Origin of the sequence: Pseudomonas sp. D1-1 (assembly GCF_051132225.1) — a bacterium.
In the GTDB taxonomy this organism is placed as follows: domain Bacteria; phylum Pseudomonadota; class Gammaproteobacteria; order Pseudomonadales; family Pseudomonadaceae; genus Aquipseudomonas.
The window spans coordinates 4,938,412-4,960,032 of sequence record NZ_CP071676.1; the positions used below are offsets into that span (position 1 = coordinate 4,938,412).

15 protein-coding genes, 2 tRNA genes and 3 rRNA genes are annotated in these 21,621 nt (G+C 58.2%); 4 read left to right on the forward strand and 16 right to left on the reverse strand.

Going from position 1 to position 21,621, the window contains the following annotated elements:
* Positions 1 to 41 precede the first annotated feature (41 nt).
* Entirely contained in the window at positions 42 to 686 is a 645-nt protein-coding gene (can, locus tag J3P86_RS22255) for a carbonate dehydratase (RefSeq protein ID WP_305498811.1), read from the reverse strand.
* A gap of 133 nt (positions 687 to 819) precedes the next feature.
* Between can and J3P86_RS22260 the strand changes: the two genes are divergently transcribed.
* Positions 820 to 1,224: a serine kinase/phosphatase gene (locus J3P86_RS22260; protein ID WP_434628302.1), complete on the forward strand. Its 405-nt coding sequence runs from the start codon at positions 820 to 822 to the stop codon at positions 1,222 to 1,224.
* Between the two features lie 257 nt (positions 1,225 to 1,481).
* On the opposite strand, the gene rimI is transcribed toward J3P86_RS22260, so the two are convergent.
* Positions 1,482 to 1,934, reverse strand: coding sequence for a ribosomal protein S18-alanine N-acetyltransferase (rimI, locus tag J3P86_RS22265; RefSeq protein WP_003205585.1), 453 nt, complete (start codon positions 1,932 to 1,934; stop codon positions 1,482 to 1,484).
* On the reverse strand, positions 1,927 to 2,712 hold the full coding sequence (locus J3P86_RS22270; protein ID WP_434628299.1) for an energy transducer TonB: 786 nt from the start codon (positions 2,710 to 2,712) through the stop codon (positions 1,927 to 1,929). The genes rimI and J3P86_RS22270 overlap by 8 nt, the downstream gene beginning before the upstream one ends.
* A 181-nt stretch (positions 2,713 to 2,893) precedes the next feature.
* Here J3P86_RS22270 and mksB point away from each other — a divergent pair, with 181 nt between their 5' ends.
* The 3 genes from mksB to mksF are packed head-to-tail and all read left to right on the forward strand — an operon-like array spanning position 2,894 to position 7,702.
* Complete coding sequence (gene mksB, locus J3P86_RS22275; protein WP_305498806.1) at positions 2,894 to 4,174, forward strand: Mks condensin complex protein MksB; 1,281 nt, start codon at positions 2,894 to 2,896, stop codon at positions 4,172 to 4,174.
* On the forward strand, positions 4,164 to 4,865 hold the full coding sequence (gene mksE, locus J3P86_RS22280) for an Mks condensin complex protein MksE (RefSeq protein ID WP_434558641.1): 702 nt from the start codon (positions 4,164 to 4,166) through the stop codon (positions 4,863 to 4,865). The genes mksB and mksE overlap by 11 nt, the downstream gene beginning before the upstream one ends.
* Entirely contained in the window at positions 4,862 to 7,702 is a 2,841-nt protein-coding gene (gene mksF, locus J3P86_RS22285) for an Mks condensin complex protein MksF (protein WP_434628294.1), read from the forward strand. The genes mksE and mksF overlap by 4 nt, the downstream gene beginning before the upstream one ends.
* A 195-nt stretch (positions 7,703 to 7,897) precedes the next feature.
* On the opposite strand, the gene J3P86_RS22290 is transcribed toward mksF, so the two are convergent.
* The 13 genes from J3P86_RS22290 to ilvN form a co-directional block, all read right to left on the reverse strand.
* Positions 7,898 to 10,201 (reverse strand): MlaD family protein, encoded by a 2,304-nt coding sequence (locus tag J3P86_RS22290; RefSeq protein WP_434628291.1) that lies wholly within the window; start codon positions 10,199 to 10,201, stop codon positions 7,898 to 7,900.
* The gene (locus J3P86_RS22295; RefSeq protein WP_434571814.1) at positions 10,194 to 10,817 is read right to left on the reverse strand and encodes a paraquat-inducible protein A; all 624 of its coding nucleotides are present in this window, start codon (positions 10,815 to 10,817) and stop codon (positions 10,194 to 10,196) included. Before J3P86_RS22295 ends, J3P86_RS22290 begins: the two co-directional genes overlap by 8 nt.
* The gene (locus tag J3P86_RS22300; RefSeq protein WP_434571812.1) at positions 10,804 to 11,463 is read right to left on the reverse strand and encodes a paraquat-inducible protein A; all 660 of its coding nucleotides are present in this window, start codon (positions 11,461 to 11,463) and stop codon (positions 10,804 to 10,806) included. Before J3P86_RS22300 ends, J3P86_RS22295 begins: the two co-directional genes overlap by 14 nt.
* A 148-nt stretch (positions 11,464 to 11,611) precedes the next feature.
* Positions 11,612 to 11,727 (reverse strand): 5S ribosomal RNA (gene rrf / locus J3P86_RS22305).
* A 164-nt stretch (positions 11,728 to 11,891) separates the two neighbouring features.
* Positions 11,892 to 14,783 (reverse strand): 23S ribosomal RNA (locus J3P86_RS22310).
* Between the two features lie 251 nt (positions 14,784 to 15,034).
* Positions 15,035 to 15,110: transfer RNA gene (locus tag J3P86_RS22315), tRNA-Ala, on the reverse strand.
* Between the two features lie 27 nt (positions 15,111 to 15,137).
* Positions 15,138 to 15,214: transfer RNA gene (locus J3P86_RS22320), tRNA-Ile, on the reverse strand.
* 65 nt (positions 15,215 to 15,279) lie between these two features.
* Positions 15,280 to 16,817, reverse strand: a 16S ribosomal RNA gene (locus tag J3P86_RS22325).
* The 16S, 23S and 5S rRNA genes sit together here with 2 tRNA genes alongside, the layout of an rRNA operon.
* A 552-nt stretch (positions 16,818 to 17,369) precedes the next feature.
* On the reverse strand, positions 17,370 to 17,990 hold the full coding sequence (gene msrQ, locus J3P86_RS22330; protein WP_434628287.1) for a protein-methionine-sulfoxide reductase heme-binding subunit MsrQ: 621 nt from the start codon (positions 17,988 to 17,990) through the stop codon (positions 17,370 to 17,372).
* Positions 17,990 to 19,003 carry a protein-methionine-sulfoxide reductase catalytic subunit MsrP gene (gene msrP / locus J3P86_RS22335; protein WP_434628284.1) on the reverse strand — a complete coding sequence of 338 codons (1,014 nt, stop codon included), beginning with the start codon at positions 19,001 to 19,003 and terminating at the stop codon, positions 17,990 to 17,992. Before msrP ends, msrQ begins: the two co-directional genes overlap by 1 nt.
* A 75-nt stretch (positions 19,004 to 19,078) precedes the next feature.
* On the reverse strand, positions 19,079 to 19,924 hold the full coding sequence (gene pssA / locus J3P86_RS22340; protein WP_434628281.1) for a CDP-diacylglycerol--serine O-phosphatidyltransferase: 846 nt from the start codon (positions 19,922 to 19,924) through the stop codon (positions 19,079 to 19,081).
* Positions 19,925 to 20,067: 143 nt separating this feature from the next.
* Positions 20,068 to 21,084 carry a ketol-acid reductoisomerase gene (gene ilvC, locus J3P86_RS22345; RefSeq protein ID WP_003185459.1) on the reverse strand — a complete coding sequence of 339 codons (1,017 nt, stop codon included), beginning with the start codon at positions 21,082 to 21,084 and terminating at the stop codon, positions 20,068 to 20,070.
* A 45-nt stretch (positions 21,085 to 21,129) separates the two neighbouring features.
* Positions 21,130 to 21,621 (reverse strand): acetolactate synthase small subunit, encoded by a 492-nt coding sequence (gene ilvN / locus J3P86_RS22350; RefSeq protein WP_003176102.1) that lies wholly within the window; start codon positions 21,619 to 21,621, stop codon positions 21,130 to 21,132.

Sequence of the window (21,621 nt, forward strand, 5' to 3'; positions counted from 1 at the left end):
TGCCGTCAATCAGCGACGATGCTGATCACTGACGTCTACGCTCAGGGCGCGTCTACAGGACGCAAGCGATACTGCGGTGGCAACTGCTCGAAACCGCTGATCGTGGTGTCCAGGCTTTTCCAGCGCCCGTCCTTGATCCCATAGATGCAACCATGAATGGACAGTTTCTGCCCGCGGTGCCAGGCATTCTGGACGATGCTGGTGTGACCGACGTTCGCCACCTGCTGGATCACGTTGAGTTCACACAGGCGGTCGACCCGTTCCTCTTCGGTCGGCAATTTGGCCAACGCTTCGCGGTGCTCGTAGTACAAGTCGCGAATCGAGCGCAGCCAGCCGTCGATCAGGCCGAGCTGGCGGTCCTGCATCGAGGCACGCACGCCGCCGCAGCCGTAATGGCCGGTGACCAGGATGTGCTTGACCTTGAGCACGTCCACCGCGTACTGGATCACCGAAAGGCAGTTCAGGTCGGTGTGCAACACCACGTTGGCCACGTTACGGTGCACAAACAGATCACCTGGCAACATGCCGACGATTTCGTTGGCCGGCACTCGCGCGTCGGAGCAGCCGATCCACAGGTATTCGGGGGTTTGCTGACGAGCCAGCTTGGCGAAGAAGTCAGGATCCTCCTGCTTGATCGCATCGGCCCAGCGCGCGTTGTTATCAATCAGATCTTGTAATTCATTCATGCTGTCCAGCCTCGATAGAGAGTGCGCAACTGTGACAGACGACCGCCGGTCGAGGTCACGTCGGCAGCGCGTTGGAATTCCTGGCACCGCAGCCGGTCGACTCATAGTAAGGCCCACAGTATGAGGAATTGCCATGAATGATTCACGACGTCCCTACGATGCGGTGCAACCGGAACCCATCGACGACAACGAAGACCGCATGGGCTCGATGCGTGAGCTGGAATTCGATGACGATGAATACGAGGCCAGGATCGGCGACGAGCTGCCCGAAAACGAACGCGAACAACTGATACCGGACGAACGTGTGCGTGAAGCAGGCATGACGGGGGCCTCGATGGATGACCGTCAGCCGACCGACGATGATCTGAGCCCCGAGACCCTGATCCGTGATGATGGCGCCAGGGACGCCCTGGAGGCCGGTGAAGGTGAACAGGCCGATTGGGACCTGAGCGTCGTGGATGAAAATGATATCGGCGGCGGCGACGGCCTGGACGAAGCGGAAATGGCTGATATCGACCCGTTGGATGGCAAGCGCTGAACAAACTCGCCAGTCCCTTGTGGGAGCGAGCCTGCTCGCGAAAGCGCTGGGTCAGCTTGCATTGATGCTGAATGTACTGCCGTCTTCGCGAGCAGGCTCGCTCCCACATGGGTTCTGTGTCTGGCCAGGATTTGATGTACGCCGCCAGTCCCCTGTGGGAGCGAGCTTGCTCGCGATGGCGGCGGATCAGTTTGCATATATGTGGAATGTACCGCCGTCTTCGCGAGCAAGCTCGCTCCCACATGGGTCGTGGCAGTTCAGTCCACCAAGGTACAGGCCATGACCACCGCATCTTCACGCCCGCCCACCGCCGGGTAGTAATCCCGCCGCCGGCCAATCTCGTTGAAACCGTAACGCTCATACAACCGGAACGCCGTGCGATTGCTGTCGCGCACTTCCAGGAAGCATTCGCGTGCCTCCGCCTTGTAGGCAATCGACATCAAGTGTTCCAAGAGCCGCAAACCCAGGCCGCGCCCCTGATTTTCCGGCTTGACGGTGATATTGAGCAGGTGCGCTTCATCGAGGATGATCTGCACCACGCCATGGCCGACTTGCTGCTGGCCTTCGAACATCAGCCAGATCTGGTATTTGCCCAGCCCGTCGAGAAATATCCCGCGGGTCCAGGGATGGCTGTAGGCCGCGTATTCGATCTTCAGTACAGCGTCGAGGTCCGCCTCGGTCATCGGGCGGAACGATACAGCGTCACTCATTCGATTCTTTCCAGCGCGCCATCAGCCGGCGCATGGCTTGCCAGACGTCAGCCTTGTGCCGTGGCGTTTCCATTAACGATTCCAGTCCAGGCAACGCCCACGCCGAGCCCAGGCCTTCGACCTGCAATTCACGGTTGAACGCTTCGGCATCCGCCTCGCCGGCGAACCTCACTGCCGGCAGGCCGATCAGCCACAGACACACGCACGGTTCATCTTCCAGACGCGCCGAAACAAATCCCTGGACAAAATCCCGCGCCGCCTCCGGCCCCTGGTCCATCGTGCCGCGCGACAACAATGGCCAGCGCACCGGCTCGCCGATGATTTGCGGGCTGTCCGGCAGGCCGGCGGCACGCAGCATGTCCTTGAGCAGCAAATAGGCTGGATCGCGGCTCTGGAAGGGTTCGCCGGTGGGTAACTCCACCAGCAGCAGGCAACGCCCGGCTCGCAGCAGTTGCAGGGCGAAACGTGGCGGCGGCACCTGTGCAACCTTCACCGGGGCCGGCGCTTCGTCGACCTCTTCCACCGGTTTGGCGTTGGTCCGGGTCGAGGCCAGGCTCGGACGCGGGACTTCGACTTTCGGCCGTTCGACAGCGGGCGCCAACGGTTCGGCAACGGTCTTGGCGACGGGCGCGGCCTGGGGCGGCGCGACCTCCATCGGCTCAGGCGCTTCCAGCAGCTCGGGCCGCGACGGGGCGGCAAATGGCAATTCGGTACGCGGCAGCCAGTTGACCACCTGCATGGCGGTCAGATAGGCGCGGCGGCGGGACTCGATAAGCAAGGGTCGGCCACTTGTGGATAACTGAAAGTAGGGAGGATTCTACCGCCCTTCGGCGCGGATCGCTTCCCTGTTGAGCCGATAGTTGAGCGATACGCGACGACAGTCCGTCTCGGGGGTGAATAGCAACCGGCGCGATGCAGTACAATCGCCGCTTTTAATTGCCAACCCGACGGCCATTGCGATGATCGAACCCAAGCGCGTCTTGCGCGCCCTTGCTGAACACTGGGCATTGCTGGAACCTTTGTGCGAGCACTTCGACCAGGGCACCCTGAGCCTCAACGAACTGCGTTCACAACTGGCCGCCCAACAACTGGACAGCACGCCCCAGGACATTACCCACCTGCTGGACGTATGGATCCGCCTGGACATCCTCGTGCCGGTGGCGAAAAGCCCCAACCGTTTCGAGCTCAACGCCCAGATCCACGACTTCCTCGCCTACCTTCGCCGCGAACACCGCCTGGGCCTGTGCCTGGAAATCGAAGCCTACCTGCGCCACCTCGAGCGCCTGGCCGGTTACATCCAGGACGCTTTCGAGGTGCGCGACGGCAACGACCTGGCCCGCCAGTTGCGCTTGCTGGACATGCGCGTGCGCGACGTCCTGAAGAAGCTCGCCAACGATGAGCAGGCACTGGTGGCCGTGGCCGAACGGGCCAAGACCAGCGATCGACAAATTCCGCTGCGCCAGCGCTACGCCGAAGTACTGGCGACCTGGGACGAATACGTCGAACCGATGATCCAGCTGGTGAACGCCGACGGCGCCTTCGAGCAAGGCGTGCGCAAGGTCGAGAACGTGCTGTTGCGCATGCTCACCGAACAACAGCGCCTCGGCCACCTCGTCGACGACGACATGCTGCTGCGTACCCACGCACGCATCCTCGAAATGCAGACCAGCGCCCAATTGACCCTGCGCCACGCCCGGGAACTGCTCCTGCCGCTGCGTGAAGAGGCCCGCCGGCATAACGCCGTGACCCGTGGCGCGGCGCTGGCCCTGGCGGCCATTCGCCGCAAGGGCATCGATGCCGTGCCGCAAGCCGCCATGCCGCTGTTCACCCGGCCGCAAAGTACGTTTTTGGGCAGTGCCAGCCAGGTCGAAGCCTATGTCTATGCCCTGGCCCGTTTCGAGCCCAAACCGGCGCGCTTTCCCAAGTCCCACAAGACCCACAAGGGCGGTGAGGCACCACGGGCGCCGCGCACCGTACGCGAGATGGTCGAGCGTTGCGAAGACGCCCTGCCGATGCCGGACCTGATGAGCTGGCTGCTGGAGCAGGAACCGGACGGCGCCACCGACGAATTGCTGTACTGGTTCTCGCGCCTGTCGCGGGAAAAACGATTCAAGCGCGAGCGTCTGGAACGCCGCGATTATCACACCCACGAGCATCAGGTCAGCCTGCGCTCCTTCGCCCTGCTCTCGGCCGGCGACACCGCCGCCGAGGATTCTGCGAGCATCCCCCATGCATCTTGATCTATCCGAACTGTCCCAGCTGGCGCCGATCTTTCGCGAGCTGTTCAAGGGTTACCACGTCAGCCGCCGCGACCCGGAGCTTTACGCGCAACTGTCGAACTTCCAGGACCAGTACCGCACGCTGTTCAAGGCCCTGGGCTTCGAACTGGTGTGCGATACCCGCGGCTTCTATTACTTCGTACCCGACCTGGCCGCCGCCGCGGTGAACAAGACCGCCCAGCGCCTGGCCCTGTTCACCTTCATCCTCGTCGAACACCTGGCCGATCAGGGTCGCGACCCGATCGCCGTGCTCGACGGTGGCAGCCTCGGCCGCGATGAGTTGCCGTCGTTGCTGGAAAAATACCGCGACCTGTTCATCCAGGCCGAAGTACAGACCCAGGAAGAGCTGGAAGAAAAAATCATGCGCCGCATGACCCAGCTGGGTTTTGCCAGCGAAGAAAACGGCGTGTACCGCTTCCTGCCACCGATGCATCGTTTTCTCGACGTCTGCCTGTCGGTCCAGCAGGACCGCGACCTGGCCGCCAGCCTGCACAGCGTGCTGCCGTTGCCGGCGCCGGTACTGATCGACGAAGACAGCGACGAAAAACTGCTGCAGACCGATGACCCGCTGGACCTCAGTGAATTCGACGGTGAAAGTGAAGAAGACGCACTGGCCCGTGCCATTGCCGAAGAACAGGAGACCGACGCATGAGCAAGGAACGCTACGGCATCCGCCGCTTTGCCCTTTTGAACACCGCCGGCTATAGCCTCGGCCTGTTCCCGCTGGAAGAACCGTTATCGGTTTACGGCGCGAACAACCTGGGTAAATCCGCCTCGATCAACGCCCTGCAGTTCCCGATCCTGGCGCGCATGTCGGACATGAGCTTTGGCAAGTACAGCCTGGAGCAATCCCGGCGTTTCTACTTCGCCTCGGACACCAGCTACATCCTCGTGGAAGTTGCCCTGCCCCACGGCCCGCACGTGATTGGCGTGGTCGGTCGCGGCCCTGGCGGCGGTTTCGGCCATCAGTTCTTTGCCTACGCCGGCAAACTGGACCTGGCCCACTATCAGAAAGATGACACCTGCCTGCGCCAGAAAGAGCTGTTCACCAACCTGGAGCGCGAAGGCCTGAAGGCCTACGAACTCAAGCCGGATGAACTGCGTCGTCTGCTGGTCGGCGGACACACCTCGATCCCCCTGGACCTGACGCTGATCCCGCTGCGCTCCACCAGCGAGCAAAGCCTCAAGACCTTCCGCGCGTTGTTCATCAACCTGCTGCACATGCGCGAAATCACCGCCGCCAAGCTCAAGCAACTGTTCCTCGATGCCTTCGAGCACAGCCTGCGCTCCGGCAGCGTGGACTACATAGCCGCGTGCGAAGAAGCCTTCCGCGACGTGCGACGCATGGAACAGGACTACAACTCCCTGGTGGCGGCCGGCCCGTTGGTGGAAGCCTTGGCCAACGGCGTGAAGCAGCGCGATATCCTGCGCGGCAAACTGCATCGCCTGTCGCCATTGCTCGACTCGCTGCTGGGCACCTGGTCGGACTATGCGAGTGCGCGCAAGGAAGAGCTGACCATCCAGGCCGAGCACTACCGCAACGAGCAGGATTCGCTGCAGAACGACCAGCGCGGCGGCACCCAGGAGCTGATGCGCCTGGAGCGTGAAATCAGCGGCATCCAGCGCTGGCTCGGCGAACTGTCGGTGCTCAAGCATCGCTTTGCCCTGGTGGACGACGTCAAGGTCCTGGAGCAGCAGCTTCTCGCCGCCAAAGACGCCCACGACGAACTGGCCGGCGCTCTGGCTCAGTCCCGGCAGTTCAGCGCCGAAGACCTGGAAGAGCGCCTGCGGGATCTGGAAAAACGCCTGAAGTCGGTCAAGCAGCAACTCGATCACGCCGACAACAACAGCTACGCCCGCCTGCGCGAAGAGTTCTCCCAGCAGGACGTCGAGCGCCTGATGCGCCTGTTCAACAGCGCTTTGTTCAGCCTGCCGCTGGGCGAACACGGGATCGCGCTGGACGAGAATGGCGAGTGGGTCAAATCCATGGAGCTGATTCTCGACGGCTTCAGGGGCGAGCGCTTCGAAGTGCCCGGCCTGTCCATCGACCTGTCCCACATCGAACCGCCGGCCCTGCAAGCGCTTGCCGACCGCGCCGCGCTGCGCGATCAGAAAGAGCGTCTGGAAAAAGAGCTCAAGCAGCTCAAGACCCAACAAGCCGTGGCCGCCGACCGTGCCGCGAGCAAGACCCAGACCGAAGCGCTGTACCAGCAGGTCCTGGATGCACAGAAAGCCCTGGAAGACTTCCGCCGCACCCAGACCTTGAGCGCCGAGGAAGGCGAGAAACTCGAGCAACTGGCGCAGATGGAAGCCGCCCAGGACGAACTCAAGCGCTCCAGCGATGCCTTCACCGAGCGGGTCCAGCAATTGTCCGCCAAGTTGCAACTGGTGGGCCGGCAGATCGCCGACATGGAAGCCAAGCAACGCACCCTCGACGATGCCCTGCGCCGTCGCCAGTTGCTGCCGGCGGACCTGCCATTCGGCACGCCGTTCATGGACCCGGTCGACGACTCCATGGACAACCTGTTACCGCTGCTCAACGATTATCAGGACAGTTGGCAGGGCCTGTTACGGGTCGATGGCCAGATCGAAGCGCTGTACGCCCAGGTGCGCCTCAAGGGCGTGGCCAAGTTCGACAGCGAAGACGACATGGAGCGCCGTCTGCAACTGCTGATCAACGCCTATGCCCACCGCACCGATGAAGCCCTGACCCTGGGCAAGGCGCGTCGTGCGGCCGTCACCGACATCGCCCGGACCTTGCGCAACATCCGCAGCGACTACGACAGCCTCGAACACCAGTTGGCGCTGTTCAACCGCGAGATCAACAAGCGCCAGGTGTCCAACCTGCAAAGCTTCCGCATCGTCCTGGCGCCGAACAAGGAAGCGCTCAAGCACATCGACCAGATCATCCACAGCGCCGGCCAGTACGAGGAAGGCGAGACGCTGTCGGTGTTCGACCTGAGCCAGAGCGCCGAGCAGGACAACAAGAACGAAGAAGCCAAGGAATACCTGGCGCGGCTGGTGGCGGCAAACCACAACCAGCTCGGCCTCAAGGACCTGTTCGAACTGGCGTTCGAGATCACCAAGGTCAACGGCCAGCCGGTGATCCACACCGACATCGACGGCGCGGCGTCCAACGGCACCACCATGACCATCAAGGCGCTGACCAACATGTACTTGTTGCTGCACCTGATGGACCGCGAACAGGCTGGTCGCGTGCGCCTGCCGTACTACCTGGACGAAGCGGCGGACATCGACGAAAAGAACCAGGCAGCGCTGCTGGAAACCAGCTTGCAACTGGGCTTCGTGCCGATCCTCGCCAGTGTGAAGCCGCAGGTCTGCGCCAGTGTCGCCATCGACCTGGAAGGCGGCAGCGGCCCGAACGGCATCTACATCGACGAGGCGGACTGGAAGTACATACGTCGTCACGATGCGGTGAAAGCCACGGTGAACGTCCAGGCCGATGAGCCGGAGCTGGATCCGGTCTGAGGTGAATAGCCGGGTATGAAAAAGGCCGCGATCCATTGGATCGCGGCCTTTTTTGTTATCGCATACTCCGTGGCGAGGGAGCTTGCTCCCGCTCGACTGCGCAGCGGTCGCAGGCTTTGGGGCCGCTACGCCCGAAGCGTCGGACCGGCCCAGCGGGAGCAAGCTCCCTCGCCACAGGTGTCACATCCTATAAGCTCACTTGCCGAGCGCGATCTTCGGCGCCCAGGTCAGCCACTCATCTTCAAACTTGTCGAACAGCGGGAACGTCTGCTGCGGTCGCGCCGGGTTGCCCATCCGCTCGCCGTCCGGTGTCGCAAAAGCGATACCGCCCTGGATCAGTGTCTCCAACGACTCGGTCCGCACCGTCGCGCCCTTGAACAGGCCGAAGTCCAGGCCAAAACCGCTGCTGTTCCAGAAGCGAGTACCACTGCGCACCAACGGCGCATACTTGGGCTCGATCAGGATATGGACCAGCACCCGGTCCGCCGTCTGGCCCAATTCATATCCCGTGACTTTACCCACCGTCACCTCGCGATAGGTCACCGGCACGCCAATCTTCAACGAACCACGGCGCGCCGCACTCAATACCAGGCTCAAACCAGCCTCCGGAACCGCGCTTTCGGGTGGTTCGGCCAACGCAACAAAGCTTTTCTGTGGACCCTGGCTTTTCACAGCGGGCTGCACTTCAATGTATTGACCGGTCACCAGGGTTTCCAGGTTCGACGTCTTCATCAACCCCAGCTCTGGCTTGACCACCCAGAACTGGGTCCCGACGCGGGCGATACGCTCCGGCACTTCGGTGATACGCGCGGTGACCAGCACCGACTGCATGTCGGCGCTGAGATCGACGTTCTCGATCTTGCCCACATCCAGCCCCTTGAAACGGATCGGCGTACCGCTGCGCAAGCCGTCGGCGCGATCGACCTTGATCGTCACGACCGTGCCGTTCTGCTGTGCCGCTTCGCGGTCTTCATGCAGGCGAAACCGAGGGATGCGTCTTTTCAACGGTACATTCGGCTCCGGCGTCTCGAAGGCGATCCCGCCGGCCATCAGGCTCTGCAGGGACTCGCTCTTGACCTGTATTCCGCCAGTCAGACCGCCCGTGAGGGTGACGCCGCTGGCGTTCCAGAATCGCGTCGAACCGTTCACCAGCCCTTCGTATTCCTTCTCGATGTGCACACCGATGATCAACTGTTTTTTCTTGCGGGAGAATTGGTAGCTCTGCACCGAGCCGACCTTGACCTGCTTGTAGAGAATCGGACTGCCGACTTCCAGCGATCCCAGATTCTCAGTCAGCAGCACCAGGTGCAGGCCAGGGGAACGCAGGTCCAATGGCGGAGCCTTCGCCCTGGCTTCGAATTCGCGCTGCGGCGCCGCGCCCTTGTCGCCCGGGCGCACGGCGATGTAGTTACCCTTGACCAGCGCTTCGAGGCCGGTGATACCCGCGAGGGAAATCGATGGCTTGACGACCCAGAACTGAGTGCCGGTCACCAGGTAGTCCTCGGCCAAAGGATCAAGGGTCAGCTCGGCGCTGGCGCTGGACAAGTCGGGGTCGACCTTCAACGTCTTCAGGCTACCAACCTGGATACCTTTGTACATGACCGGCGTGCGCCCCGCCTGTAACCCTTCGAAATCGCTGAGCTTGACCTTTACCCGGATCCCGGCGGCGGCTGCATCGAAGTCTTCGTACAGACGAAACGGCAGGCTTGGGTCCGTGGGCGGGCTGTCCTTGCGGTTTTCCGGCGTGGCGAACGCGATACCGCCGGCCACGATACTGGCCAGTGATTCACTGCGTACTTTGACGCCCGATAGGTTGGCATCGATGCTGATGCCGCTGGCGTTCCAGAATCGTGTGTGTTTGCGAACCAGGCTGGCGTAGGTCGGCTCGATGAAGACCTTGACCTCGACTGTGCGCTGATCTTCGGACAGGGAATAACTTTTCACTTGGCCAACTTGAATCTGTTTGTAGAAAACCGGGCTGCCACGGTCCAGGGAACCCAGGCGCTCAGCCTTGATCGTCAGGTGCAAACCTGGTTTGGCGTCCGATAGCGGCGGCTCTTCGGCCAAGGCCTTGAACTTGCGTGTCGACTCGCCTTCCCCCGGGCTTATGGCCACGTAATTGCCTGATACCAGCGTCTCCAGTCCGGTGATCCCGGCCAGGCTCACACTCGGCTTGACCAGCCAGAAACGTGTGCCGGTCTTGAGGTATTGCTCGACGTCCTTGTTCATTTCGACGGTCGCGATAACGCCTTTCGAGCTACCCTCGTCATCAAGCGTAAGGTCCTTTACCTTGCCCACCGTCATGCCTTTATAGACGATCTCGGTCTTGTTGACCTGAATGCCCTCACCGCTTTCAAAACGTACGCTGATCTCGATCCCGGTCTCGTTATAAGCCCGCCAGCCGAGCCAACCGCCAATGATCAAGGCAATCAACGGCAAGACCCAGATGGCCGACCAGTTCGAAGCCGGTCGGGTTTTAGCAGTAGGCAAATCAGTCATGGTCGTCATCCGACTCCGTGTTATCCCAAATCAGTCGGGGATCGAAGGTAACTGCGGCAATCATTGTCAAAATCACTACGCTGGCAAAGGCGATGGCACCGAGACCGGCTTCAACACTGGCAAGCCGCCCGAAATTGACCACCGCCACCAGAATTGCGATTACGAAAATGTCCAGCATCGACCAGCGGCCGATGAACTCAATGAAGCGATACATGAGGATGCGCTGACGCGCGGACATTGGCTGGTGCCGTTGCACCGAAAACAACAACAAGGCGAGCCCCACCAGCTTGAAAGTGGGCACGACGATACTGGCAACAAACACCACCGCGGCAATAGGGATCATGCCGTGCTGAACCAGCTCGATGACGCCGGCCATTATGGTGCTGGGCGATCCCTGGCCCAGCGAATTGATGGTCATGATCGGCAGCATATTGGCCGGAATATAGAGAATCGCGGCCGTGATCAATAATGCCCAGGTCCGCATGAGGCTGTTCGGACGACGGGGATGGATGCGTGCGCCACAACGGGAGCAGGTCTGTTTGTCAGCGCCTGCATCCTGCCGATTCAACTCGTGACATTCGACGCAGATCAGAATGCCCGCATCAATCGCCCGCATGAGAATCCTCTCCTGACAGCGCCTGCCAGATCTGATGCGGTGACATCACCACTTCCAGCCAGACCTGAACCAGCAACAAGCTGACAAAACACACCAGGCCCAGGCCCACGGTAATAGCCGCCATGTCGGCAAGTTTGACGATGGCAACCAGCACGCCCATGAAATAGACCTCGAGCATCCCCCAATCCCTTAAGTGATGGTAAGTGCGGTACAACAACAAGCCGTAACTTCGCCCGACGTTCCAGCGAATGGTCAGCAGCACAATCAGCTGACAGAGCAACTTGAGCAGCGGAATCCCCATGCTGCACAGGAACACCACCACCGATACACCGTGCATACCGGTATTGAACAGCCCGACCACGCCACTCCAGACGGTGTCCTGGGACGACTGTCCGAGCAGATTGAGCTGCATGATGGGTAAAAAGTTCGCCGGCACAAACAACAGCAAAGCGGCAACTACCAGGGCGAGGCTACGTTCGACCACGTTATGTCGGTGGGCATAAAGTTCGTATCCACAGCGGGGGCATTCGGCTTTTTCGCCGTGGGCCAGCTGTGGCTTGCGCATCAACAAGTCGCATTCATGACACGCCACCAGACCGTCCAAGGGTAGATCTGACAACCTATCGATGTCTGACGGATCGGGCATATAGCGCTCTGGCTCAACTAAGGTGGGGCTATTCTAGTGCTCCAGCTCGAAAATAACTGCGCAAATTTACCACGAGCTTCGGCCGGTTTTATTACAGATAAAAACAAAACCCCTACCTGCGTCAGCAGATAGGGGTTTCGGAATTTAATCTTGACGATGACCTACTCTCACATGGGGAAACCCCACACTACCATCGGCGATGCATCGTTTCACTTCTGAGTTCGGGATGGGATCAGGTGGTTCCAATGCTCTATGGTCGTCAAGAAATTCGGTAGCCAGTGCGTGCCTTGCGGTCACGTTCCAGCGAATGGGTATGCGATAGTTTGTGGGTTTTGACTCGAACTTTCGGTTCATCTCGTCTTCACACACCGCAATCTGGCGCCTTTCTCCGTTTCCAGAGCAGGATCAGCAAATTGCTTGGGTGTTATATGGTCAAGCCTCACGGGCAATTAGTACAGGTTAGCTCAACGCCTCACAGCGCTTACACACCCTGCCTATCAACGTCGTAGTCTTCGACGGCCCTTCAGGGGACTCAAGGTCCCAGTGAGATCTCATCTTGAGGCAAGTTTCCCGCTTAGATGCTTTCAGCGGTTATCTTTTCCGAACATAGCTACCCGGCAATGCCACTGGCGTGACAACCGGAACACCAGAGGTTCGTCCACTCCGGTCCTCTCGTACTAGGAGCAGCCCCTCTCAAATCTCAAACGTCCACGGCAGATAGGGACCGAACTGTCTCACGACGTTCTAAACCCAGCTCGCGTACCACTTTAAATGGCGAACAGCCATACCCTTGGGACCGGCTTCAGCCCCAGGATGTGATGAGCCGACATCGAGGTGCCAAACACCGCCGTCGATATGAACTCTTGGGCGGTATCAGCCTGTTATCCCCGGAGTACCTTTTATCCGTTGAGCGATGGCCCTTCCATACAGAACCACCGGATCACTAAGACCTACTTTCGTACCTGCTCGACGTGTCTGTCTCGCAGTCAAGCGCGCTTTTGCCTTTATACTCTACGACCGATTTCCGACCGGTCTGAGCGCACCTTCGTACTCCTCCGTTACTCTTTAGGAGGAGACCGCCCCAGTCAAACTACCCACCATACACTGTCCTCGATCCGGATAACGGACCTGAGTTAGAACCTCAAAGTTGCCAGGGTGGTATTTCAAGGATGGCTCCACGCAGACTGGCGTCCACGCTTCAAAGCCTCCCACCTATCCTACACAAGCAAATTCAAAGTCCAGTGCAAAGCTATAGTAAAGGTTCACGGGGTCTTTCCGTCTAGCCGCGGATACACTGCATCTTCACAGCGATTTCAATTTCACTGAGTCTCGGGTGGAGACAGCGCCGCCATCGTTACGCCATTCGTGCAGGTCGGAACTTACCCGACAAGGAATTTCGCTACCTTAGGACCGTTATAGTTACGGCCGCCGTTTACCGGGGCTTCGATCAAGAGCTTCGCGTTAGCTAACCCCATCAATTAACCTTCCGGCACCGGGCAGGCGTCACACCCTATACGTCCACTTTCGTGTTTGCAGAGTGCTGTGTTTTTAATAAACAGTCGCAGCGGCCTGGTATCTTCGACCGGCGTGGGCTTACGCAGCAAGTGCTTCACCCTCACCGGCGCACCTTCTCCCGAAGTTACGGTGCCATTTTGCCTAGTTCCTTCACCCGAGTTCTCTCAAGCGCCTTGGTATTCTCTACCCAACCACCTGTGTCGGTTTGGGGTACGGTTCCTGGTTACCTGAAGCTTAGAAGCTTTTCTTGGAAGCATGGCATCAACCACTTCGTCACCCAAAGGGTAACTCGTCATCAGCTCTCGGCCTTAAGATCCCGGATTTACCTAAGATCTCAGCCTACCACCTTAAACTTGGACAACCAACGCCAAGCTGGCCTAGCCTTCTCCGTCCCTCCATCGCAATAACCAGAAGTACAGGAATATTAACCTGTTTTCCATCGACTACGCTTTTCAGCCTCGCCTTAGGGACCGACTAACCCTGCGTCGATTAACGTTGCGCAGGAAACCTTGGTCTTTCGGCGTGGGTGTTTTTCACACCCATTGTCGTTACTCATGTCAGCATTCGCACTTCTGATACCTCCAGCAAGCTTCTCAACTCACCTTCACAGGCTTACAGAACGCTCCTCTACCGCATCACTTGCGTGATACCCGTAGCTTCGGTGTATGGTTTGAGCCCCGTTACATCTTCCGCGCAGGCCGACTCGACTAGTGAGCTATTACGCTTTCTTTAAAGGGTGGCTGCTTCTAAGCCAACCTCCTAGCTGTCTAAGCCTTCCCACATCGTTTCCCACTTAACCATAACTTTGGGACCTTAGCTGACGGTCTGGGTTGTTTCCCTTTTCACGACGGACGTTAGCACCCGCCGTGTGTCTCCCATGCTCGGCACTTGTAGGTATTCGGAGTTTGCATCGGTTTGGTAAGTCGGGATGACCCCCTAGCCGAAACAGTGCTCTACCCCCTACAGTGATACATGAGGCGCTACCTAAATAGCTTTCGAGGAGAACCAGCTATCTCCGAGCTTGATTAGCCTTTCACTCCGATCCACAGGTCATCCGCTAACTTTTCAACGGTAGTCGGTTCGGTCCTCCAGTCAGTGTTACCTAACCTTCAACCTGCCCATGGATAGATCGCCCGGTTTCGGGTCTATTCCCAGCGACTAGACGCCCTATTAAGACTCGCTTTCGCTACGCCTCCCCTATTCGGTTAAGCTCGCCACTGAAAATAAGTCGCTGACCCATTATACAAAAGGTACGCAGTCACCCAACAAAGTGGGCTCCCACTGCTTGTACGCATACGGTTTCAGGATCTATTTCACTCCCCTCTCCGGGGTTCTTTTCGCCTTTCCCTCACGGTACTAGTTCACTATCGGTCAGTCAGTAGTATTTAGCCTTGGAGGATGGTCCCCCCATATTCAGACAAAGTTTCTCGTGCTCCGTCCTACTCGATTTCACTTCTAAGATCCTTTCGCGTACAGGGCTATCACCCACTATGGCCGCACTTTCCAGAGCGTTCCGCTAAAATCAAAGAAGCTTAAGGGCTAGTCCCCGTTCGCTCGCCACTACTAAGGGAATCTCGGTTGATTTCTTTTCCTCAGGGTACTTAGATGTTTCAGTTCCCCTGGTTCGCCTCTTGCACCTATGTATTCAGTACAAGATAACCATCTTATGATGGCTGGGTTCCCCCATTCAGACATCTCCGGATCACAGTCTGTTTGCCGACTCCCCGAAGCTTTTCGCAGGCTACCACGTCTTTCATCGCCTCTGACTGCCAAGGCATCCACCGTATGCGCTTCTTCACTTGACCATATAACCCCAAGCAATCTGGTTATACTGTGAAGACGACATTCGCCGAAAATTCGAATTTCTCAACTAAGAGAACTCACAAATTTTACCTTAGCCTGAGCCGTTACCAGTGAAAGTAACGTCCAGTCTATCTTTCTATCACATACCCAAATTTTTAAAGAACGATCTAATCAAAAGACTAGAAATCAACATTCAGGCACCGTACGGTGGAATGCTCATTTCTAAGCTTTAAACGTTGGTACCAATCTGTAATGGTGGAGCCAAGCGGGATCGAACCGCTGACCTCCTGCGTGCAAGGCAGGCGCTCTCCCAGCTGAGCTATGGCCCCGTATCGCTACAGGGGACACCATGAAATTGGTGGGTCTGGGCAGATTCGAACTGCCGACCTCACCCTTATCAGGGGTGCGCTCTAACCAACTGAGCTACAGACCCAATCGTCTTCTTCAATGAATCAAGCAATTCGTGTGGGAGCTCATGGAGCCGCTGCGGTCGTCGATTAAGGAGGTGATCCAGCCGCAGGTTCCCCTACGGCTACCTTGTTACGACTTCACCCCAGTCATGAATCACACCGTGGTAACCGTCCTCCCGAAGGTTAGACTAGCTACTTCTGGTGCAACCCACTCCCATGGTGTGACGGGCGGTGTGTACAAGGCCCGGGAACGTATTCACCGCGACATTCTGATTCGCGATTACTAGCGATTCCGACTTCACGCAGTCGAGTTGCAGACTGCGATCCGGACTACGATCGGTTTTGTGGGATTAGCTCCACCTCGCGGCTTGGCAACCCTCTGTACCGACCATTGTAGCACGTGTGTAGCCCAGGCCGTAAGGGCCATGATGACTTGACGTCATCCCCACCTTCCTCCGGTTTGTCACCGGCAGTCTCCTTAGAGTGCCCACCATAACGTGCTGGTAACTAAGGACAAGGGTTGCGCTCGTTACGGGACTTAACCCAACATCTCACGACACGAGCTGACGACAGCCATGCAGCACCTGTCTCAATGTTCCCGAAGGCACCAATCCATCTCTGGAAAGTTCATTGGATGTCAAGGCCTGGTAAGGTTCTTCGCGTTGCTTCGAATTAAACCACATGCTCCACCGCTTGTGCGGGCCCCCGTCAATTCATTTGAGTTTTAACCTTGCGGCCGTACTCCCCAGGCGGTCAACTTAATGCGTTAGCTGCGCCACTAAGAGCTCAAGGCTCCCAACGGCTAGTTGACATCGTTTACGGCGTGGACTACCAGGGTATCTAATCCTGTTTGCTCCCCACGCTTTCGCACCTCAGTGTCAGTATCAGTCCAGGTGGTCGCCTTCGCCACTGGTGTTCCTTCCTATATCTACGCATTTCACCGCTACACAGGAAATTCCACCACCCTCTACCATACTCTAGCTCGACAGTTTTGAATGCAGTTCCCAGGTTGAGCCCGGGGATTTCACATCCAACTTAACGAACCACCTACGCGCGCTTTACGCCCAGTAATTCCGATTAACGCTTGCACCCTCTGTATTACCGCGGCTGCTGGCACAGAGTTAGCCGGTGCTTATTCTGTCGGTAACGTCAAAACAATTACGTATTAGGTAACTGCCCTTCCTCCCAACTTAAAGTGCTTTACAATCCGAAGACCTTCTTCACACACGCGGCATGGCTGGATCAGGCTTTCGCCCATTGTCCAATATTCCCCACTGCTGCCTCCCGTAGGAGTCTGGACCGTGTCTCAGTTCCAGTGTGACTGATCATCCTCTCAGACCAGTTACGGATCGTCGCCTTGGTGAGCCATTACCTCACCAACTAGCTAATCCGACCTAGGCTCATCTGATAGCGCAAGGCCCGAAGGTCCCCTGCTTTCTCCCGTAGGACGTATGCGGTATTAGCGTCCGTTTCCGAGCGTTATCCCCCACTACCAGGCAGATTCCTAGGCATTACTCACCCGTCCGCCGCTCGCCACCAGGTACAAGACCCGTGCTGCCGCTCGACTTGCATGTGTTAGGCCTGCCGCCAGCGTTCAATCTGAGCCATGATCAAACTCTTCAGTTCAAACATCTTTGGGTTTTGAGAAAACCCTAAACTTGGCTCAGCAATCGTTGGTTACATCTTTGATTTCTCGCGGAGTAACTTGTGATGCTGATAATCTGTTGACTAGCAGTCTGACTCCACAAGCACCCACACGAATTGCTTGATTCAGTTGTTAAAGAGCGGTGGGTTGAGCCTTTCGTCTCAACCGAGGCGCGCATTCTACAGCGCCCCGTGTATCTGTCAAGCGGTTATTTTAAGAAGTTTTCAAAGTTTCGCTTGGAAATCCTTAACAACTTCAACCACTTGCGCTTCCGATCTCTCGTTAGCGGGAGGCGAATTCTACAGCGTTAGTCGCTGCTGTCAACACCTCTTTTTTACCGCTTTCGATCGAGAGGATCGAACCGTCGACAGCGCCCATCAAGCCGGCCTGCCCACTCCTTCCGCGCTTCGATGACCTGAAGCCGCACACTTTCGAAACCTACTTAACTCATTGAAACTCAAGGAGTTTTCCGTTTCGACTGCGCCGGAAGTGGGGCGAATTATAGACATCCAGAATTTGCCGTCAACCATTAATTACGTTTTTGTTGCAGAAGACTCCTTTCGCCCCATCAGACGCGGGATACGCCGCATCACCGCAGGCACCCTGAGCACCAACAGTACCGCACCTATAAAGGCATATATCGCCCACTCCTTCAGATCGGCCCGCGCGATCCACAACATATGCAGCAACCCAAGCCCCAATATCGGATAGACCAGGCGATGCAGTTTCTTCCATCGCCCGCCCAGTCGCCGCTGGCTGTAGCGGTTGGACGTCACTGCCAGCGCCAGCAATCCCAGAAAACCGAGCGCTCCGACGATGATGTAAGGCCGCTTGCCCAGCTCCACACCCAGCTGAGACCAATCGAACCCCAGGATGAACGCCAGATACCCGCTCAAATGCAGTACGACATAAGTGAAGCACCACAAACCCAACTGACGCCGGACGGCTACCCACCCCGCCCACCCCGTCAGTTTCTGCAGCGGCGTCATGCACAAGGTAACCAGCAACAGGATCAGCGTCCCCAACCCCAACCGATCCACCAGGACCTTGCCCGGGTCCGGCCCCAGGAAATTCGCCAATGCCTCATAAAGCCAAAGCATTGGCCAGATCGCCGCCGCGATGAATACGCCGATCCGCCACGCCAGAAAACGCATCAATAATCCTTCCTCAGGTCCATCCCCGCATATAAAGAAGCCACTTCATCCTGATAGCCGTTGAACATCAACGTATCGCGAACGTTGGGGCTGAGCAGCCCGCTCGGCAAACGACGCTCCCGCGCCTGGGTCCAGCGCGGATGGTCAACGGTGGGATTGACGTTGGCATAAAAGCCGTACTCATCAGCCGCAATGCTTTGCCAGGTTGTCTTGGGCTGCTCGCTGACCAGACTGATCCGCACGATGGATTTCACGCTCTTGAAGCCATACTTCCATGGCACCACCAACCGCAACGGCGCGCCGTTCTGGTTCGGCAACTCCCGCCCGTACATCCCAACCGCGAGGATTGCCAGCGGGTTCATCGCCTCATCCAACCGCAAACCTTCCACATACGGCCAGTCAATCAGGGCAAAGCCTGAACGCTGGCCCGGCATGGTCTTGGGATCCTGCAGCGTCTCGAAACGAATATACTTGGCCTTGGAGGTCGGCTCGACCTGCTTGAGTAGTGCGGAGATGGGAAAGCCGATCCACGGAATGACCATCGACCAGGCCTCGACACAGCGCAATCGATAAATCCGCTCCTCCAGCTGATAAGGCCTCATGAAGTCTTCCAGACCATAGCGGCCCGGCTTACCCACCTCACCCTCCACGACTACGCTCCAGGGCTCGGTTTTCAACGACCCTGCATTGGCCGCCGGATCACCCTTATCGGTTCCGAACTCATAGAAGTTGTTGTAGTGGGTGGCGTCCTTGAATGGGGTGATCGACTCATTTCCAGCCGTCACCGCGCCCCATTGGGTAGCTGCAACCTTCTCAGCCAACCAGGCCGGCGCCTTGCCTGGCTCGACATTGGGATAACGCGCTACATCCGCGGCGCCGGCCCATCGCGGCAAGCTACCCACGGCGAGGCCAGCCACGGATGCCCCTAGCAACTTGCGACGGGATAGATAGAAGGATTCAGGCGTGACGTCCGATTCACGACTGTCGGACGATTTGGGGATCTTGATCAGCATGACGACTCCGCAGTGTTGGAGGGCAGATGCACCAATAGACTGCGGAGTATGGGGGAAATTAGATTAAGGCAACGTTTAGCGTCGGCGAAGACGCAACAAATATTGCACCGGACCCGACGCAGCATAGGCGAGAAATACCAGCAGCAGGACACGCGGCGGATCGCTGAAGACCACGGCGAACACCAGAACCACAGCCAGGATCGCGACAAACGGCACGCGACCTTTCAGATCCAGTTCCTTGAAGCTGTTGTATTTGATGTTGCTGACCATCAGCATCCCGGCCGCCGCAACCAGCAACGCCACCAGGAACGACATTTTCGAGCCCTGAATGCCGTAGTCGCTGAATGCCCAGACCACGCCGGCCACCACGCCCGCGGCTGCAGGGCTCGCGAGACCGATGAAGTAGCGTTTGTCGGCAGTGCCGACCTGGGTGTTAAAACGTGCCAGGCGCAACGCGGCACCGGCCACATAGATGAAAGCCACCATCCAGCCGACCTTGCCCATGTCGCCCAGCGCCCAGCCGAACGCCAGTAACGCGGGGGCAACACCGAACGCGACCATGTCGGACAGTGAGTCGTATTCGGCGCCGAATGCGCTCTGGGTATTGGTCATGCGGGCCACGCGCCCGTCAAGACCATCGAGCACCATGGCGACGAATATCGCAATGGCAGCCAGGGCGAAATAGCGGCTTGCCCCGGAATTATCACCGGCACTGAGCGCCGCCTGGGCGCTCATGGAGCTGATGATGGAATAGAAGCCGGCAAACAGGTTCGCGGTGGTGAACAGGTTCGGCAGCAGATAGATGCCACGATGCCGGACCTTACGGCCTTCAGCGTCATGGCCCTCTTCGACGTGTTCATCGATGGGCAACAGGCTTTCGGCGTCAGGAGCCTGGTTCGGCTCGTCGGGACGTTCGCTCATGGACAGTACCTTGCAACGGTGTGAAAAAATTCGACAGGCGTCTGGGACGACGGTTCGGCCGCAAACGATGCAGCTTTATACCAGAAGCCAATGCCCAAACGAAAAAACGCGGCCAGGGCCGCGTTTTTCGATCAAGTCGCGACTCAGTTCTTGGCTTTGTCGACGATCTTGTTGGCACCGATCCACGGCATCATGGAGCGCAGTTGCTCGCCGATGATTTCGATACCGTGAGCGGCGTTGTTGCGGCGCTTGGCGGTCATCGAAGGATAGCCGGTGGCACCTTCGCTGATGAACATCTTGGCGTATTCACCGTCCTGAATACGTTTCAGGGCATTGCGCATGGCCTGGCGAGATTCGGCGTTGATGACTTCCGGACCGGTCACGTACTCGCCGTACTCGGCGTTGTTGGAGATCGAGTAGTTCATGTTGGCGATACCGCCTTCGTACATGAGGTCAACGATCAGCTTCAGTTCGTGCAGGCACTCGAAGTAGGCCATTTCCGGCGCGTAGCCAGCTTCAACCAGGGTTTCGAAACCGGCTTTGACCAGCTCGACGGTGCCGCCGCACAGAACGGCTTGCTCACCGAACAGGTCGGTTTCGGTCTCGTCCTTGAAGGTGGTTTCGATGATGCCGGTACGACCGCCACCCACGCCGGCGGCGTAGGACAGCGCAACGTTCTTGGCATTGCCGGACGCATCCTGGTAGATCGCGATCAGGTCAGGGATACCGCCGCCCTTGACGAACTCGGAACGGACGGTGTGGCCCGGGGCCTTCGGCGCGATCATGATCACGTCGAGGTCGGCGCGCGGCACAACCTGGTTGTAATGGATCGCGAAGCCATGGGAGAAGGCCAGGGTGGCGCCTTTCTTGATGTTCGGCTCGATTTCGTTCTTGTACAGGGCAGACTGGAATTCGTCCGGGGTCAGGATCATGACCAGGTCGGCAGCGGCAACGGCGGAAGCCACGTCGGTGACTTTCAAGCCGTGGGCCTCAGCCTTGGCGACAGTGGCCGAGCCTTTGCGCAGGCCGACAGTTACGTCAACGCCGGAATCCTTGAGGTTGCACGCCTGTGCGTGACCTTGGGAGCCGTAGCCGATGATGGCGACTTTTTTGCCCTGGATGATCGACAGGTCGCAATCTTTATCGTAGAAAACTTTCATGAATTTCCCCTATATCCGGCCATTCCGGCCATTCGCTAATTTGGTTTAGATGCTCAGTACTTTGTCGCCACGGGCAATCCCGGTGACACCACTGCGTACGGTTTCCAGGATCGAGGCAGTGCCGATCGATTGGATGAAGCTGTCGAGCTTGTCGCTGGTACCGGTCAACTGAACGGTATAGACGCTGGCGCTGACATCGACGATCTGCCCACGATAAATATCGGTAGTGCGTTTGATCTCGGCGCGCTGGGCGCCGGTGGCCTTGACCTTGACCAGCATCAGCTCGCGTTCGATATGAGCGCTCTCCGACAGGTCCACCAGCTTGACCACCTCGATCAGCTTGTTCAGGTTCTTGGTGATCTGCTCGATGACTTCATCGTGGCCCACGGTGGTCAGCGTCAGACGCGACAGGGTCGGGTCCTCGGTTGGCGCCACGGTCAGGCTTTCGATGTTGTAGTTGCGCTGCGAGAACAGGCCCACTACACGAGACAGAGCACCCGGCTCGTTTTCCAGAAGCAAGGAAATAATATGTCGCAT